The organism is Candidatus Kinetoplastibacterium blastocrithidii (ex Strigomonas culicis) (genome assembly GCF_000319245.1).
Taxonomy (GTDB): Bacteria; Pseudomonadota; Gammaproteobacteria; order Burkholderiales; family Burkholderiaceae_B; genus Kinetoplastidibacterium; species Kinetoplastidibacterium blastocrithidiae.
The window spans coordinates 193574-209463 of sequence record NC_019814.1; the positions used below are offsets into that span (position 1 = coordinate 193574).

Below are 15890 nucleotides of genomic sequence, written 5' to 3' on the forward strand. Positions count from 1 at the left end.
TAGTTATTTTTTATGAATAATTTTTAATATGGTTTTAATCAATAGTCTATTTTCAGAATCAGTGCCAACAGATAGTCTTAGGCAATTACTCAGTAAAGAATGAGAATTAGACATATCTTTTACTAAAATGTTATTTGATTTCAATTCATTGAAAACATTTTTAGCTATAATGCTATTGTCAAACCTAACCAAAATAAAATTGCCATAGGATTCATATGATTTAATATGATCTATTTCTCTTAATGATTCTGATAGCTTAATTCTATTTGATAGAATTTGATTAGAATGTTCATCTAAAATATATTTCTTATCTAATACGCTAAGAATTACAGATTCTGTTAGTACATTTATATTATAGGGTGGTCTTATTTTATTTATCTGTTTTATCCATTCCGGATTACCTGCGAGATAACCAAATCGTATGCCAGCTAGACCAATTTTTGAGAATGTTCTTAGAATTAATACATTTTGTAGTTCATGTAAACGATTCATCCATGATTTTTTATTAAAAGCATAGTAGGCCTCATCTATTATTACTAGGCCAGGAGCTATGTCTATTATTGATTGCACATCACTGTCATTCCATAGCCCACCAGTTGGATTATTTGGCATTGCTAGGAATATGATTTTTGGTAAGTTATATTTTATGGATTCTATCATCTTACATATATCTAATTGTAGATCATCAGTAAGATCAACTTTAATAAATTTTGCGTGGTTAAATTGCGATGCCATTTCAAAGAATACAAAAGAAGGTGATGGGGATAAAACAGCATCTCCTGGCTTGCAGCAGCTTTGAATTATTAAATGTATAAGTTCATCAGATCCATTTCCAAATAATAGATCAGAATTACAAGGTATGTTAAATTTTTCTTTTATAATTCTTGTTAGTTTAGATTTATCAGTGCTAGGATAACGATTCAAATGAATCTTTCTTAGATTGTTAATAACGTGATCAAGAATTTCTTCCGGCAAGACATATGGTGATTCCATAGCATCTAATTTTATATAGTTATCAGAGCTACTAATAGGATAAGCATCAGTTCTTAGAATATCTTCTCTAATTGTATCATTAATAAGATTTGAGAGTTTCTTATTTGCTATCATGATATTTTCCGTCTATACGATATTGAGCACTGGATGCATGGGCTTGCAGTCCTTCACTGTTTGCCAGAGTTGACGCTATTTTCCCTAGGCCTATCGATCCCTTCTCTGAAATATTAATAAGACTTGAACGTTTTTGGAAATCATATACCCCTAATGGAGATGAGAATCTTGCTGTGCGGGAAGTCGGTAATACATGGTTAGGTCCAGCACAATAATCTCCCAATGATTCGGAACTAAAGCATCCTATAAATATTGCTCCTGCATGTCTTATTAAAGGCACTAATTCAGTAGCATTTTCTGTAGATATTTCTAAATGCTCTGGGGCAATAATATTTGCTATATCACATGCTTCAGATAGATTGTTTACCTTAATTAAAGCTCCTCGATTTGATAAACTTTTTTTTAAAATATCAACTCTAGGCATTCTATGAATCAATTTTTTAATTTGATCCTCTACTTCATTTATAAAGTCCATATCTGGACATAACATTATAGATTGTGCTAGCTCATCATGTTCTGCTTGTGAAAATAAATCCATAGCTATCCATTCGGCAGGTGTTTTTCCATCGCATATAATCAATATCTCGCTAGGACCTGCTATCATATCTATTCCTACCGTTCCAAAAACCTTGCGTTTCGCACATGCTACATATGCATTACCTGGCCCCACTATTTTATCTACTTGATTCACGGTTTCTGTGCCATATGCTAGGGAGCCTATGGCTTGTGCCCCGCCTATAGCAAATATTCTGTCAACGTCTCCTAATGCAGCAGCAGCTAGAACCATGCTATTAATATAACCATCTGGAGTAGGTGAAACCATAATCAATTCTGGAACACCAGCTATTTTTGCAGGTATTGCATTCATAAGGACGGACGATGGGTATGAAGCTTTACCTCCTGGTACATATAGCCCTACTTTGTCTATAGGTGTTATTTTTTGTCCAAGAATATTATCATACGAATCTTTATAACTCCAAGTGAATGCTCTTTGTTTCTCATGATATTCTTTGATTCTGTTAACAGAAATTTCCAACGCTTCGCGTTGTTGCTTTGGAACATTGTTAAGTGATTTTATCCATTCCTCTTTTGGAATTTCTAATTTATCCGGAGAATCTACATTAAGACGGTCAAATTTTCTAGTATAATTTAGTAAAGCTTTGTCTCCATCATTCTTTATATCTTTTAATATTAAATTTACTGTTTTTTCAATAGATTCATCTTCATTAGAGTCAAATTCTAATATAGAGGAAAGAGATGAGTAGAAATTTGGATCAATAGAATCAAGACGTGTAATCATAGTTATATTATTAATTCTTCTCAGTTTAACAACAGGTTATGTATGCAATTTCATTCATATAAATTAGTAGCACGAGAAAAGGCATCTATAATTGGTTGTAACGATGCCACGTTGTTTTTAAGTGATGCTTGATTAACTATAAGTCTAGAGGATATAGGTATTATATCTTCTACTACTACTAAACCGTTGGCTTTAAGTGTGTCTCCAGTCGAAACTATATCCACAATAGCATCAGCAAGACCAACTAGAGGTGCCAGTTCCATTGATCCATATAGTTTTATTAAATCTATGTGTACTCCTTTTGCTGCAAAGTGCTCTCTGGCAGATCTAATATATTTTGTAGCCACACGCAATCTAGATCCTTGCTTAACAGCATCTTTATAATTAAAATCTTGTCGTACAGCAACAGCTAGGCGACATCTAGCTATATTTAAGTTTATTGGCTGATATAAGCCACCAGGTTGTTGCGCAGAGTGTTCTATAAGTATATCTTTACCGGCAATTCCTATATCTGCTGCGCCGTATTGTACATAAGTAGGGACATCTGATGCTCTCAGTATTAATATTCTTAAATTGGGATCGCTAGTCTGTATTATTAGTTTCCGAGATTTCTCAGGGTTGTCATTAACTTTTATACCTGCTTCTGCTAAAAGTGGCATTGTATCTTCAAAAATTCGTCCTTTTGATAAAGCCAATGTGATGCTCTTGTTCACAATTTTCTTCATTCATCATTCCTATTTGTAGCTCGTTTAATGTTAGCTCCTAGCTTTTGAAGTTTTACCTCAATGTTTTCATAACCGCGATCCAGATGATAGATTTGTTCTATAGTTGTCTTACCTTGAGCAACCAGTCCAGCTATAACTAGACTTGCTGATGCTCTTAGATCCGTAGCTCTTACAGTTGCTCCAGAAAGAAAGTCTACCCCACGAACTGTAGCAGAATTTCCATTAATTGTTATATCTGCTCCTAATCTATTGAGTTCTTGTACATGAAGATATCTATTTTCAAATATATTTTCAACTATCATTGACGTTCCATATGATACACAGTTTAGCGCCATAAATTGTGCTTGCATATCAGTTGCTAATCCAGGATACTCACAAGTGACAATGTTTACAGATTTTGGTTTCTTGTTCATGCTGCATAGTAAACTACCATTGTCTTGTTTTACAGAAACCCCAGATAGTCTTATTTTATCTATAGTAGCTAACATGTCATATGGATTAACACCATTTATTCTTATATTACCACCTGTAGCAGCTAGAGCGCACAAAAAAGTACCTGCTTCTATCCTATCTGGTAGTATTCTATGATTTGCTCCATATAATTTGTCAACTCCATTTATAACTATTCTACTCGTTCCGTGTCCTTTTATATTAGCTCCCATTTTTATTAGCATATTAGACAGATCTACTATTTCTGGTTCGCATGCAGCATTTTCTATAATAGTTTCGCCTTCTGCAAGAGTTGCTGCCATAATGATATTTTCTGTTCCGGTAACTGTCACTATATCTGGACGAACTATAGTCCCTTTAAGTTTCTTTGCTTTTGCAATAACAAAACCATGTTCTACTCTTATATCAGCTCCTAATGCAGATAAGCATTTTATATGCTGATCTATAGGCCTCTGTCCTATAGCACATCCTCCAGGCATACTAACAATAGCTTCCCCAAATCTGGTTAAAAGCGGACCTAGAACTAAAATAGATGCCCTCATTGTTTTCACTAGTTCGTAAGGAGCTTTTAGATTATCTATTTTATTTGACATTATAGATACTTTGTTTGGACCATTCTTTTCTGTTATTGATCCAAGCTTACTAAGTAACTTGATAGTTGTAGAAACATCATTAAGATCCGGCAAATTACTCAGTGAAATTGTTTCTGATGTTAGTAATCCAGCACATAAAATTGGTAATGCAGCATTCTTTGCGCCAGAGATGTTAACATCCCCTTCAAGTTGTGAGCCACCTATGATTTGTAATTCTTCCATTGAAGCCATAATAAATATTGTAAGTTGATAATTCGTAATCCTAATGTTGAAAAAAATAACTGATTCTATAATCTATATATTATATTTTTATTTTATTATGACCTTAATTTATAACCAGTAGACATAAGACGCAAAGCAAAAAGGGATAAAGATATAAGAACGGATATTACTATTGCGAGGCTAATATATGGGGATACATCAGATTTTTCAAAAAAACCATAACGAAAACCATCTATCATATAGAACATAGGGTTACAATACGATATTCTTTGCCAAAATTCTGGTAACGTTTGGACTGAATAAAATACCCCTGACAGAAAAGTAGAAGGAACTATTAAAAAATTTTGAAACATGGCTAACTGGTCATACTTTTCAGAACATATTCCAGCAATCATTCCAATAACGCTCATTATGCTACATGTTAGTAAAGCAAATACCATTACCCATAGATAATTTACAGCACCTAAAGGATTAATGGAAATTGAAAAAAGCCATACGAAAAACCCGACAGTTAGTCCTCTAGCAACTGCTGCTAGTACATAGGCAAAGAATATTTCTATATGGGACATTGGAGATAGCAGCATGAATATAATGCTTCCAGTAACCCTGCTTTGGATTAGTGATGAAGATGTATTAGAAAAAGAGTTTTGCATCATACTCATGGCTATTAGACCTGGAATTATAAAACTAGTATAATGTATGCTGTCAAAAGCTAATCTATCTTGTAATATTTGACTAAATACCAATAGATATAAAAGTGACGTTGTAACAGGTGCAGCTACAGTCTGAAAAAATACTTTATAGAAACGTAATATTTCTTTTTTCAACAATGTAAAGAAACCTATCATATTCTTTCTTTGATTTGATAGCACATATTGGTTCTTATTGTTGTTTAATTTAAATTCCATAAGCATCCCATAACTATATTATAGTTCTTTATTGAAAGAGGATAATTCATTGCAATTAATAATATTCACAAAGGCTTCTTCAAGATTTTTTCCTCCAAATCTTGACGTTAAATTTTTTGTTTCATCTAGCGCTATTAAATCTCCAGATTTTAGTATAGCAATACGATTACACATTTCCTCAGCTTCTTCAATATAATGCGTAGTTAATAAAATAGTATGTCCTTCTTTATTTAGACGTGATATAAATTTCCATAATGTGTGACGTAGGCCTATATCAACACCAGCAGTTGGTTCATCTAATACTATTATAGGAGGGCGATGTACTAGCGCTTGTGCTATCAGCACTCTTCTTTTCATTCCTCCTGATAATGATCTCATATCATGATCTGCTTTATCAGAAAGGGACAGGTTATCAAGCAACTCTTCTATCCATAAGTCATTTGATTTTATACCAAAATATCCTGATTGTATAAACAGTGTTTCTCTTACCGTAAAGAAGGGGTCGTATACTAATTCTTGTGGAACAGTGCCTATTAAATTTCTTGCTTTACGATAATCTCTTACAACATCATGACCATATATCTTTACTTTACCGGAGGTTGGAAAAGAAAGACCTGACAATATAGAAATAAGGCTAGTCTTTCCAGCGCCATTTTGTCCAAGAAGCCCGAAAAATTCCCCAGGTTTTATTTGTAAATTAATATTATTTAAAGCCTTAGTCGGCTTGTAAGATTTATTTTTTAGTGTGTAAGTTTTACACAATTGTTCTATAGATATTGAAAACATATAATTTTTAAAATAGAGGATTATTTATGAATTTTATCTAATTTTTCTATAAGTGTATCTATACCATTGCTATGGATTTCGTTATTAAATTGATTTCGATAACTTTCTATTAGCCACATTCCTTCTATGCTTACATCATAAATTTTCCAAGTATTACCATGTCTTGTTAGCCTGTAGTTTATTTGTATTTGTTTTCCATTGCTTTGCTGTACAAACGATTTTATTATGGCATCATTAGATTTTGCTTCTCCTCGATATGGCAATACTTTTATTTTTGTGTTCTTTGAAATTAAACTAAAAGCGCTCCTATATGTTTTAACCAAAGTATTGCGAAATACTTTTATTAATGCTTTTCTCTGTTCATCAGTAGCTATTTTCCAGTGTTTGCCTGCTGTAAGTTTAGTGGTTTTAAAAAAATCCACATGAGGTAGTATATAGTTATCAACTACTACATTAATGCTATCTAAATCCATTCTACCTGATTCTATTGTTTTTTGAATTTCTATCAAAGCAAGGTTTGTAACATTTGTTATAAAATTATCAGGATTGTTAACATTACCTGCCTGTGCATAGGTTGTATTAGGGAATAACATTACTGAAATAAGATATAAGAAAAATACTGTTTTTTTTATATCATTACCTAATGAAATATACATATTGTAATTTTCCTTTTAGCTAAATTTTTTGTTCAGTCTTCATAATCTGGCACTCTTGTATCATCTTTGTCTTGATTTGCGATAGCTCTTTTACCCATATATGAGTCTCTTGTTAGTGTATATGGGTCGATTGCAATAGTATTGAGCAAGTCTGTCGCATATAAAAGATTCATTCTTGCGTCTAATATTACTAGGGAAGCAAAACCTATCTTGCAATATCTGCTGCAAGGTATTATTTTTACAGGGCTTGATAATAGATCACAGAAACTTCCTATGCTATCACGTAGATTACTAGGACCAATTAATGGTAATACAATATATGGTCCAGGTTTAATTCCCCAAATGGCCAAGGTTGTTCCAAAGTCATTTGGTATTCTCATTGCCCCGGTCTTAGAGGCAACATCAAAACATCCTCCTATCCCCATAGTTGTATTAAACATAAATCTTCCTAATGTATTAATAGCATCATGGCAGTTGCCTTGAAGTATACTATTCAAAGCAGAGGTTATACTATCAGCATTATCTAATGCGTTATGTATACAATCCCTTATAGTCTCTGGAATTATTAATCTATAGCAGTTAGCTAGTGGAATAAGAACTGAATTATCAATATCTTGATTAATTTTAAAAAAAACTCTGTTTGTTTTTTCTGCATAGTCAGCTTTAAACTCATTTTTCTGGTTATGACTGAATGCACTGCAAGCTGATAGTATAAAACAAGAGAATATTATAATTAATGCAAAGACATTTATGCTATTCGTTGAATTTTTATTTTGTATAAACATATTGTTTATTAATACTCAAACTGTTCAGGATCATTTATAATAGACATGCCAATTATGTTTTTTTCACCAGAACTATATAATAATTTACTCATTAACTGTTCCATAGATATGAAGCCCTGAGTATATACTATACATTCTAAATTTTTAATATATTCTTCTTCATTACCAGGGCTAATGTCTATATATTGTTCGCCAAGTAATCCAGATGTTAGTATTGATGCAGAAGTATCTATAGGCAGTAAATATTTCTTATCTATGTTCATAGTAACGCTAGCTAGGAATGATTTTGTGTCAAGTGATACATTTTTTACACGGCCGATGGTTACACCAGCACTTTTTACTTGTGAGTTGATTTTTAAAGATCCAACGTTATCAAAATTAGCCTTAACTATGTAGGTAGATGCGAATGGTTTGTTCCTTAAATTATTTGTTTGTAGAACAAGAAAGAACAAAGATGCAATTCCTACAACAACAAACAAGCCAACCAAAAGTTCAGTTTTAGAGTTCATCATAATTTAAAAGTTAGTTTACGAATAGTATAGAGGTCATAAAAAAATCTAATAGAAACACAGTTAGAGATCCGTTCACAACTGTCCTGGTTATAGCTCTTGATATACCATCAGGAGTAGGGTTGCATTGCCATCCTTCATTTAATGAAATTGCAACGGTTGACAGACCGAAAACCAAACTCTTGAATATAGTTCCGCATACGATATCAGAATATATATCAAATCCGCATTGAATTTGAGACCAAAAAAGACCAGAATCTATACCAACGACTATTGCTCCAACAAGCCAGCTTCCAATAATACCAGTTGTTGAGAATATTATAGCTAACACTGGCATTGATAATATTCCAGCCCAAAAACGTGGTGCTAGAATCCTTTCTACTGGATCAATTGCCATTATTTCCATTGCTAGTATCTGTTCTCCAGCTTTCATTAATCCTATCTCGGCTGTCATTGATGTCCCTGCTCTACCAGCAAAAAGAAGAGCTGTAACTACAGGGCCTAATTCTCTTGTTAATGATACAGTAACCATTAAACCAAGAGTATCTTCTGCACTAAACTTACTAAGCATCAGATAACCTTGAAGTCCCAGAACAAAGCCTACAAATAAACCAGAAATGGAGATTATTAAAACAGAATTATTACCGATAAGATAAATTTGATCTACAACTAGACTTCTTCTTTTATTTGTTAAATCACTTCTAATGACTATTTTACATAGTAGGCAACACAATCTTCCTGTGTTTAAAGTAAATTCATAAACACGATTTAGAATATTATTTAGTTGAATCATATTTGTTGCCTTAGCTTTAACAGCCATTCTTTAAAATCATATGTTTCAGGGTGGTTAAATGGTACTGGTCCTGTTGGAGCTCCGTTTATAAATTGTTTAACAAAGGGATCTTCTGATCTAGACAATGATTCTGGTGATCCTGATGCTATGATGGATCCATTTCCAATTATATTGATAGTATCTGCTATCCTAAATGATTCTTGCATTTCATGTGTTATTAGTATAGAGGCACATTGTAAAGTGTTAGATAGTTCTTTTATTAGTTTAGCTATTACTCCCATTGAAATTGGGTCTAGTCCAGAAAATGGTTCGTCATACAACATAATCCATGGATCTAATGCAATCGCTCTTGCTAAAGCTACTCTTTTTGCCATCCCTCCTGACAGGGTTGTTACAGGCATATGAGCCGCTGCTTTTAAGCCAACAGAATCAAGTTTTTCTAAAACAATTTTTATTATCTCTTCGATGGGTATTTTTGTAAGTTCTATTAAAGGAAATGCTACATTATCAAATACGTTTAAATCAGTGAATAGGGCTCCATGCTGGAATAATACACCCATTTTGCTTCTTAAGTTTTTAAGATCCTTGTCTTGCAGTAATCTTATGTCTTGGTCGAATATTTTTACCTTTCCATTGATAATTGGTATTTGATTTGTAATTGATTTAAATAAGGTAGTTTTTCCTGACCCAGAGCCTCCCATTATAGCAACAATCTCTTTTTTTCGCACATCCATAGAGATATTGTTTAATATGATTGATTCTCCATAGCCAACTGTTAAGTCTTGTATGGATAATATAACATCATTATCTTTTTTCATAAAAATCTTTAACTAACAAGGTTGATACTATCATGCATAATTAACACTATATAATCAACATCTCAAGCTTATAATAGCAGATTGAAATTAGTATCTATTAATTAATTTTTGCAAACTCTGTATAAATAATGTATCCTAACCAGCTGTGTCTGGTGTTCATTTATAATAGATTTTGAATATATGTAGATTGTAAAAAAACCTACTGAGAGGTACAATATTACACTACATTCATGGTATTAGGTAATTTTATAGTTATAATTTTTTAGTTATTCTAGAGGTGTGATTATGACTGGATCTAAAGGTGGCTTTTTAACACATTCTTCTAGCACCTCAGTAGTCTTGGATTCTTTCAGTCTTAGCGGTGTTGGAACTATAGAATCATATATTGCTAATGCTAACAGAATGCCTGTTCTTTCAGCTGATCGTGAAGTGGAGCTAGCACGTTGTTTAAGAGATACTGGTGATTTAGGAGCTGCCAAAGAACTGGTACTTTCACATTTGCGTTTGGTAATATCGATAGCAAGGCAATATTTAGGATATGGTTTGCCTCATGCTGACTTAATACAGGAAGGTAATATTGGATTGATGAAGGCTATAAGGCGATTTGACCCCGAAAGAGGAGTCCGTCTTATGTCATTTGCAGTTCATTGGATAAAAGCAGAAATTCATGAATTCGTTATAAGAAATTGGCGCTTGGTAAAAATTGCTACCACGAAAGCTCAACGTAAGATATTTTTTAACTTGCGTAGCATGCGTTCTAATGGTAATTACCTTGATTCAGCTCAGATAGATAAAATAGCAAGTAGCCTAAATGTTCGTTGTGAAGATATAAGAGAGATGGAGATCCGTCTTTCTGGATCCGATATTCCTATAGAGTCTAGAGAAGATGACGATGATGGCTATTATCCTGCTGAATATTTATTTGATTCTAAGGATGAGCCAGATAATATCTTAAATAAGCGAGATTACGATCTTATGCAATCTACTGGTTTAAAAAAAGCGTTAGAAGTTTTAGATGGTCGCTCGCGCAAAATAGTTGAATCGCGCTGGTTACAGGATGAATCTAATCATACTTTACAAGAGTTGGCAGATGAATTTGGAATATCAGCTGAAAGGGTTCGTCAAATAGAATCAGCTGCTATGAAAAAAATGAAAAAATTCTTGTTAAAATGATGTGTGTTTTATCTAATTTCTAATTCAGTAATAATTCATTTATACATTTATAGTTAGGAAGCTTAGTTCATGAATGTCGGTTTTATAGTTTTTGGATTGACAGGTTTATTAACATTGGTTTGTTTTCTGTCTCCTTTGTCTGTGCGTATTAAGCTTCCATATTCTGTTATCTTAGCGATTGTTGGTTGCATTTTAGGGGTCTTGGTCTATGGGCCGCATAACTGGGCTCCATTTGTTGTAGCTGATTTTCTGGATTCCCTTGGGTCATTAGAAATATCTTCTGAAGCTTTCTTGATGGTTTTTTTACCGGTCTTATTATTTGAGACTGCTTTGTCTATGAATGTGAGAAGGTTGTTAGATGATATTGGTCCTATCCTTATGATGGCAATTGTTGCTGTTATTGTGTGTACTATAGTGGTAGGTTTTACTATCAATGCTATATCTTCTTATGGTTTAGTAGCTTGCCTTTTATTAGGATCTATTGTTGCCACAACAGATCCAGTAGCAGTGGTTGGTATTTTTAGAGAAGTAGGAGCGCCAAAGCGTCTAACTACATTAGTTGAAGGCGAGAGTTTATTTAATGATGCAGCTTCTATAGCTTTATATACAGTATTACTATCAGTTTTAGCTGGTAGTGGTGAGCTTTGTATTGGTAATGTAATAAATGATTTTGTAATTTTGTTTGTGGGTGGTGGGCTTGTTGGTTATGTGATGGGTAAGGCTGCTTGTTTCTTGTTTACTTGGTTAAGAGGTTTCCATGCAGCAGAGATTACACTTACATTAACATTAGCTTATTTGTCTTTCTTTATTTCGGAGCATTATCTTAATGTTTCTGGCGTTGTTGCAACTGTCATATCTGGATTGGTTGTTGGATCTACCGGACGCATAAGAATGTCACCAACTACTTCAGAGTATTTATCTAAGTTTTGGGAACAATTTGGTTTTTGGGCTAATTCACTAATTTTTCTTTTTTCTGCTATGCTAATACCCCGTTTTATGGGTACTTTAAACCTGCAGACATGTATACTAACGCTTATAGTTTTCGCTATTACGCTTGTTGCTAGGGCGGTTGTCATATTTGGCTTGCTGCCAATACTTAGAATAACAAGATTAGGTACTACTGTAAGTCTTCCTTATAATTTGGTTATCTTATGGGGGGGATTGAGAGGAGCTGTTTCTCTTGCTCTTGCTTTGGCCGTTACGGAAAACAATTCTGTTCCTGAGGAATTGAGGCATTTTATCGCAATTGCTACTACTGGTTTTGTTCTTATGACATTATTTATTAATGGGGTTACTTTAAGGCCTTTGATAAGGGTTCTTAAGTTAAATGAACTGTCATTAATTGATACTACTATAAGAAATCAGGTTCTAGGTGTTACATTAAAAGAGTTACAGGTCCATATAGAAGAAGTAGCAAGGACAGAGCATATAGGACAAGATTCCTTAGAGAGAATACAGGCTGTTTTTAAGTCTAGTTTATTAAGATTACACGATGTTCCAGTTTCTCAAATGAACAAATCAGAGCGAGTGTCTGCTGGTTTAGCTATTTTAGCTCAAAGAGAAGAAGAGATGCTTTTTGATATACTTAAAGCAAGGATTGTCGATGAAAGAGTAGCTGAATCTTTATTATCTAGAGCTGAGTATTTGGAAGATGCTATTAGAACCGGTGGTTTAGATGGTTTTGAATATGCGGTTGAAAATGATTTGCGTTATTCAAAAATGATTAGGGTGGCCTTATGGTTTCATAATATATTTGGCTATAATGAATGGCTTGCTGATAAGTTAGGTTATCGTTTTGCTAACCTGATGATAAAAAGATCTGTTGAGCAAAAATTAATATTGTTTGCTAGTGAGAAGGTTTCTCCAATTCTTGGTGATGAAGCTATAGAGGTTATAATAAAAGCACATAAGCGTCGGTTAGGTCTTATAGAAAATGCATTACAGGCTATGAATTTGCAATATCCATTATATGCCACTGGGTTGCAGGAGATTTATCTTGGGAGAGCTGCTAGGGAATTAGAGTATATTAGATATAGTGATATGCTTAGCAAATTCTTAATTAGTGGAGAAGTATATGAGGATTTGATGGAAAAATCACACGCTCGCTGGCATTATATAGATAGACATCCTCCTCTTGATATTGAGTTAAGTTCTGCTGAGCTAATAAAAAAGGTACCCTTATTCCATGATCTTAGCTTGAATTCACTTAAGTCTATATGCAAGTTGCTAAAACCTAGGTTAGCTCTGCCTGACCAAATAGTTATAACAAAAGGTAAACAAGGCAGAGAGATGTACTTTGTAGCTTCTGGAGCTGTAGCGATGCATTTACCCGATGATACTGTTGTTGAGTTAGGAAGTGGTGAGTTTTTTGGAGAGCTAGATTTGTTTGGCAAAGATCCTTTGGTGCTAAAAGTTACTTCTCTTGGCTATAGCAAATTGCTTTTACTCAGCTCCAAAGATCTTGGCGTATTGTTAGAAAAAGACTCTGAGCTCCGATGTCGTATAGAGAGCATAGTAAATCAGAGAAGGATTGCTATAGATACTTGGAGGCAGAGGTCTAATTACGATATTAGCCCTAGCTAATATTTAAGTAGTTTCTTATAGTCATTAGTTTAATAATATCCGACAATATTATGATAGATGATTCTATTGTAAAACTGTCGGATAATATTTCTGGGGTAATTTCTTCTATTCTCATTTTTTTAAAAATCGCCACTTCTCCATCGTTATTTTTTGGGTAAAAACTTTCTTTTAATAAGCTAGTTTTGCTTAAAAGTTCTTCTATCTGATAACCTTCTTCAGTGTTTTTTTTTATATTGAAAATTCTAGAAAGTTTACTGCTTGCTAAAATGTTTCTTTCTATTAAATTTGCCTCTTCATAGCATTCCCTAGTTAAAGCCTGTTCTGGTTTTTCTCCTTTACTAACAAGCCCTCCAACTATTGTTTCTAGTTTTCCAGGGTCGATAGTCTTTTTGTGTGATCTTTTTGACACCCATAATTCTTTATTATTTAACCAAGAGTTCATATGAACTGATCTGGTTTTGAATCCTAGAATACGAGCTGCAGATCTTTCTATATAGCCAAGTATTTCATAATTTGGACCGATAATATCTAAAAGTTCGTTATTCCATTTCTTGATTTTATATTCGGATTTTAATATTTTTGTTGCATTTAATAATAATTCCCCTAGATCTTTTACAGAAATATTTTCATTACCGATATGTAAATTAGTTCCATTTATATATCCTAATCCATGTTGTTGTAATATTTCACATGTTTCTATACTAGAAATACCGCATTTTTTTTTGTTAATCATAATAATTAAAAATTTATTTTTTTTATTATCATGGATTGGAGGGGAGCATAGTTTATAAAAAAAAGCTCTTAAATTATTAATTTCATTGATAGATCTATTATTCATATTTATAATTTAGTTATAGATTTAATATTTTACTCATGCTAGTTTTTTCGCTTGTTTATCGATTGTTTTATTATTTCGCTTTTAATTTCTAGGTATCATTTAATATGCCTTCAACTATTTAAATAATTTTTATGCTAAATATTATTATACTTGCTGCTGGATCTGGAAAACGAATGCAATCTAAGATTCCAAAAGTTTTACATACATTGGCAGGACGTCCTATGTTAGAGTATGTAATAGAAAGCGCGAGAAATCTTAATCCTAATTCTATAACAATTGTCTTAGGTCACGAAGCTGATGTTGTGAAGTCATGTATAGATCATAATGATTTAAATATTGTATTACAGGAGTCTCAGTTGGGAACAGCACATGCTGTAATGTGTGCTACATCAATGATATCTTTTCGTAATAACAAAGATAGTACTACGCTTATTTTGTATGGGGATGTTCCGCTAGTGAGTGTTAGCACATTGAGATCATTACTAGATTCTTGCTGTGGCGGGATGTCTATATTGACTAGCATATCTGATAATCCTTATGGCTACGGTCGTATTATCCGAGATAATGTTGGTAATATTGTTCAAATAGTAGAGCACAAAGAGGCTAGCCAAGAGCAAATATCTATTAGAGAGATTAATGCTGGTATTATTGCTATTCATACAGAAAAACTAAAACAGTGGATCAGTATGATATTTAACAACAATGAACAAAAAGAATATTATCTTACAGATTTGGTAAAAATAGCTGTTAATAATAGTGTAATTGTTAATTCTGTTTTGCCCAAATACTCCTGGGAAGTATTTGGTATTAATGATCACAGACAACAAGCAAACATTGAAAGAATATATCAATATGAACAGGCCAAGAATTACATGTTAAAAGGATTAACCTTGTCAGATCCTAGGCGTTTTGATGTTCGAGGATCTTTGAAATTTGGCCGCGATGTTTTTATAGATGTTGGTTGTATATTTGAAGGATTGGTCGAATTGGGAGATGATGTCCGTATAGGGCCTTATTGCATTTTGAGAGATGTTACAGTAGCAGAAAATGTTCTTATAGAGGCATATAGTCATGTAAGTAATACTATAGTAGAAAGTAATGTTGTAATAGGTCCGTTTGCTAAGATATGCAAAAGTTCTTATATAAAGAGCAAGTCCAAAATAGGTAATTTTGTAGAAATAAAGAATACAAGTTTTGGAAATAGCAGCAAAGCTAATCATCTAGCATATATTGGTGATTCTGAAATTGGATCAAATGTTAATATAGGAGCAGGAGTTGTAACCTGTAATTACAATGGTGCCAATAAGTTTCGTACCATTATAGAGGATAATGCTTTTATTGGATCTGGATCGCAATTAATAGCTCCTATAAAAATAGGAAATAGTGCTACTATTGGTGCAGGAACTACATTAACTGATGACGCTCCTGCAGATCAGCTAACAATAGCTAGGTCTAGACAGAAAACTATAGTTAACTGGAAGAGACCAAAGAAGAATTGATAACGGCTATAGTTAATTTATAATACATAGTAACTATTTTTTAATGGGATATATTGATGACTTTCATTCACATGTTTTAAATCAAGTAGTAATGGTTTGATCTTGTTTTTGTGTGCGATCGCATTGGACAGAAATTATTCATTTA

At 33.1% G+C, this 15890-nt stretch carries 15 protein-coding genes; 3 read left to right on the forward strand and 12 right to left on the reverse strand.

Annotated features, from left to right (window positions below; translation table 11 throughout):
- Nucleotides 1-3: 3 nt before the first annotated feature.
- The 11 genes from hisC to CKBE_RS01050 all read right to left on the reverse strand — a co-directional run bounded on the left by hisC (nucleotide 4) and on the right by CKBE_RS01050 (nucleotide 9652).
- A complete protein-coding gene (gene hisC / locus CKBE_RS01000) occupies nucleotides 4-1107 on the reverse strand; it encodes a histidinol-phosphate transaminase (RefSeq protein WP_015237747.1) in 1104 nt (367 codons plus the stop codon).
- Nucleotides 1094-2413 carry a histidinol dehydrogenase gene (gene hisD / locus CKBE_RS01005; protein ID WP_192811408.1) on the reverse strand — a complete coding sequence of 440 codons (1320 nt, stop codon included), beginning with the start codon at nucleotides 2411-2413 and terminating at the stop codon, nucleotides 1094-1096. Before hisD ends, hisC begins: the two co-directional genes overlap by 14 nt.
- Nucleotides 2414-2457: 44 nt before the next feature.
- Entirely contained in the window at nucleotides 2458-3132 is a 675-nt protein-coding gene (gene hisG / locus CKBE_RS01010; RefSeq protein WP_015389941.1) for an ATP phosphoribosyltransferase, read from the reverse strand.
- Nucleotides 3129-4397 (reverse strand): UDP-N-acetylglucosamine 1-carboxyvinyltransferase, encoded by a 1269-nt coding sequence (gene murA / locus CKBE_RS01015; RefSeq protein ID WP_192811409.1) that lies wholly within the window; start codon nucleotides 4395-4397, stop codon nucleotides 3129-3131. The genes hisG and murA overlap by 4 nt, the downstream gene beginning before the upstream one ends.
- 95 nt (nucleotides 4398-4492) lie before the next feature.
- Nucleotides 4493-5245 carry an ABC transporter permease gene (locus CKBE_RS01020; RefSeq protein ID WP_225968694.1) on the reverse strand — a complete coding sequence of 251 codons (753 nt, stop codon included), beginning with the start codon at nucleotides 5243-5245 and terminating at the stop codon, nucleotides 4493-4495.
- Nucleotides 5246-5323: 78 nt separating this feature from the next.
- The gene (locus tag CKBE_RS01025; protein WP_015237752.1) at nucleotides 5324-6091 is read right to left on the reverse strand and encodes an ABC transporter ATP-binding protein; all 768 of its coding nucleotides are present in this window, start codon (nucleotides 6089-6091) and stop codon (nucleotides 5324-5326) included.
- 20 nt (nucleotides 6092-6111) lie between these two features.
- Entirely contained in the window at nucleotides 6112-6747 is a 636-nt protein-coding gene (locus tag CKBE_RS01030; RefSeq protein WP_015237753.1) for an MlaC/ttg2D family ABC transporter substrate-binding protein, read from the reverse strand.
- A 32-nt stretch (nucleotides 6748-6779) separates the two neighbouring features.
- The gene (locus CKBE_RS01035) at nucleotides 6780-7532 is read right to left on the reverse strand and encodes an MlaA family lipoprotein (protein ID WP_015237754.1); all 753 of its coding nucleotides are present in this window, start codon (nucleotides 7530-7532) and stop codon (nucleotides 6780-6782) included.
- Nucleotides 7533-7540: 8 nt separating this feature from the next.
- Nucleotides 7541-8044, reverse strand: a complete 504-nt coding sequence (mlaD, locus tag CKBE_RS01040; RefSeq protein WP_015237755.1) for an outer membrane lipid asymmetry maintenance protein MlaD — start codon at nucleotides 8042-8044, stop codon at nucleotides 7541-7543.
- Between the two features lie 10 nt (nucleotides 8045-8054).
- Nucleotides 8055-8834, reverse strand: coding sequence for a lipid asymmetry maintenance ABC transporter permease subunit MlaE (gene mlaE / locus CKBE_RS01045; protein ID WP_015237756.1), 780 nt, complete (start codon nucleotides 8832-8834; stop codon nucleotides 8055-8057).
- Entirely contained in the window at nucleotides 8831-9652 is an 822-nt protein-coding gene (locus CKBE_RS01050) for an ABC transporter ATP-binding protein (RefSeq protein ID WP_015237757.1), read from the reverse strand. The genes mlaE and CKBE_RS01050 overlap by 4 nt, the downstream gene beginning before the upstream one ends.
- 285 nt (nucleotides 9653-9937) lie before the next feature.
- Here CKBE_RS01050 and rpoH point away from each other — a divergent pair, with 285 nt between their 5' ends.
- Together rpoH and CKBE_RS01060 are read left to right on the forward strand one after the other, a co-directional pair.
- On the forward strand, nucleotides 9938-10825 hold the full coding sequence (gene rpoH, locus CKBE_RS01055; RefSeq protein ID WP_015237758.1) for an RNA polymerase sigma factor RpoH: 888 nt from the start codon (nucleotides 9938-9940) through the stop codon (nucleotides 10823-10825).
- Nucleotides 10826-10894: 69 nt separating this feature from the next.
- Nucleotides 10895-13408 carry a cation:proton antiporter gene (locus CKBE_RS01060; protein WP_015237759.1) on the forward strand — a complete coding sequence of 838 codons (2514 nt, stop codon included), beginning with the start codon at nucleotides 10895-10897 and terminating at the stop codon, nucleotides 13406-13408.
- On the opposite strand, the gene CKBE_RS01065 is transcribed toward CKBE_RS01060, so the two are convergent.
- Nucleotides 13401-14246 carry an NUDIX domain-containing protein gene (locus tag CKBE_RS01065; RefSeq protein ID WP_015237760.1) on the reverse strand — a complete coding sequence of 282 codons (846 nt, stop codon included), beginning with the start codon at nucleotides 14244-14246 and terminating at the stop codon, nucleotides 13401-13403. The two genes, CKBE_RS01060 and CKBE_RS01065, sit on opposite strands and share 8 nt — an antisense overlap.
- 131 nt (nucleotides 14247-14377) lie before the next feature.
- Here CKBE_RS01065 and glmU point away from each other — a divergent pair, with 131 nt between their 5' ends.
- Nucleotides 14378-15745 carry a bifunctional UDP-N-acetylglucosamine diphosphorylase/glucosamine-1-phosphate N-acetyltransferase GlmU gene (gene glmU / locus CKBE_RS01070; protein WP_015237761.1) on the forward strand — a complete coding sequence of 456 codons (1368 nt, stop codon included), beginning with the start codon at nucleotides 14378-14380 and terminating at the stop codon, nucleotides 15743-15745.
- Nucleotides 15746-15890 lie beyond the last annotated feature (145 nt).

What these genes read in the sequence shown, in the direction of transcription:
- hisC (WP_015237747.1), bottom strand. Translation starts at nt 1,107, where the DNA reads ATGATAGCAAATAAGAAACTCTCAAATCTTATTAATGATACAATTAGA.
- hisG (WP_015389941.1), bottom strand. Translation starts at nt 3,132, where the DNA reads ATGAAGAAAATTGTGAACAAGAGCATCACATTGGCTTTATCAAAAGGA.
- murA (WP_192811409.1), bottom strand. Translation starts at nt 4,397, where the DNA reads ATGGAAGAATTACAAATCATAGGTGGCTCACAACTTGAAGGGGATGTT.
- CKBE_RS01020 (WP_225968694.1), bottom strand. Translation starts at nt 5,245, where the DNA reads ATGATAGGTTTCTTTACATTGTTGAAAAAAGAAATATTACGTTTCTAT.
- CKBE_RS01025 (WP_015237752.1), bottom strand. Translation starts at nt 6,091, where the DNA reads ATGTTTTCAATATCTATAGAACAATTGTGTAAAACTTACACACTAAAA.
- CKBE_RS01030 (WP_015237753.1), bottom strand. Translation starts at nt 6,747, where the DNA reads ATGTATATTTCATTAGGTAATGATATAAAAAAAACAGTATTTTTCTTA.
- CKBE_RS01035 (WP_015237754.1), bottom strand. Translation starts at nt 7,532, where the DNA reads ATGTTTATACAAAATAAAAATTCAACGAATAGCATAAATGTCTTTGCA.
- mlaD (WP_015237755.1), bottom strand. Translation starts at nt 8,044, where the DNA reads ATGATGAACTCTAAAACTGAACTTTTGGTTGGCTTGTTTGTTGTTGTA.
- mlaE (WP_015237756.1), bottom strand. Translation starts at nt 8,834, where the DNA reads ATGATTCAACTAAATAATATTCTAAATCGTGTTTATGAATTTACTTTA.
- CKBE_RS01050 (WP_015237757.1), bottom strand. Translation starts at nt 9,652, where the DNA reads ATGAAAAAAGATAATGATGTTATATTATCCATACAAGACTTAACAGTT.
- rpoH (WP_015237758.1), top strand. Translation starts at nt 9,938, where the DNA reads ATGACTGGATCTAAAGGTGGCTTTTTAACACATTCTTCTAGCACCTCA.
- CKBE_RS01060 (WP_015237759.1), top strand. Translation starts at nt 10,895, where the DNA reads ATGAATGTCGGTTTTATAGTTTTTGGATTGACAGGTTTATTAACATTG.
- CKBE_RS01065 (WP_015237760.1), bottom strand. Translation starts at nt 14,246, where the DNA reads ATGAATAATAGATCTATCAATGAAATTAATAATTTAAGAGCTTTTTTT.
- glmU (WP_015237761.1), top strand. Translation starts at nt 14,378, where the DNA reads ATGCTAAATATTATTATACTTGCTGCTGGATCTGGAAAACGAATGCAA.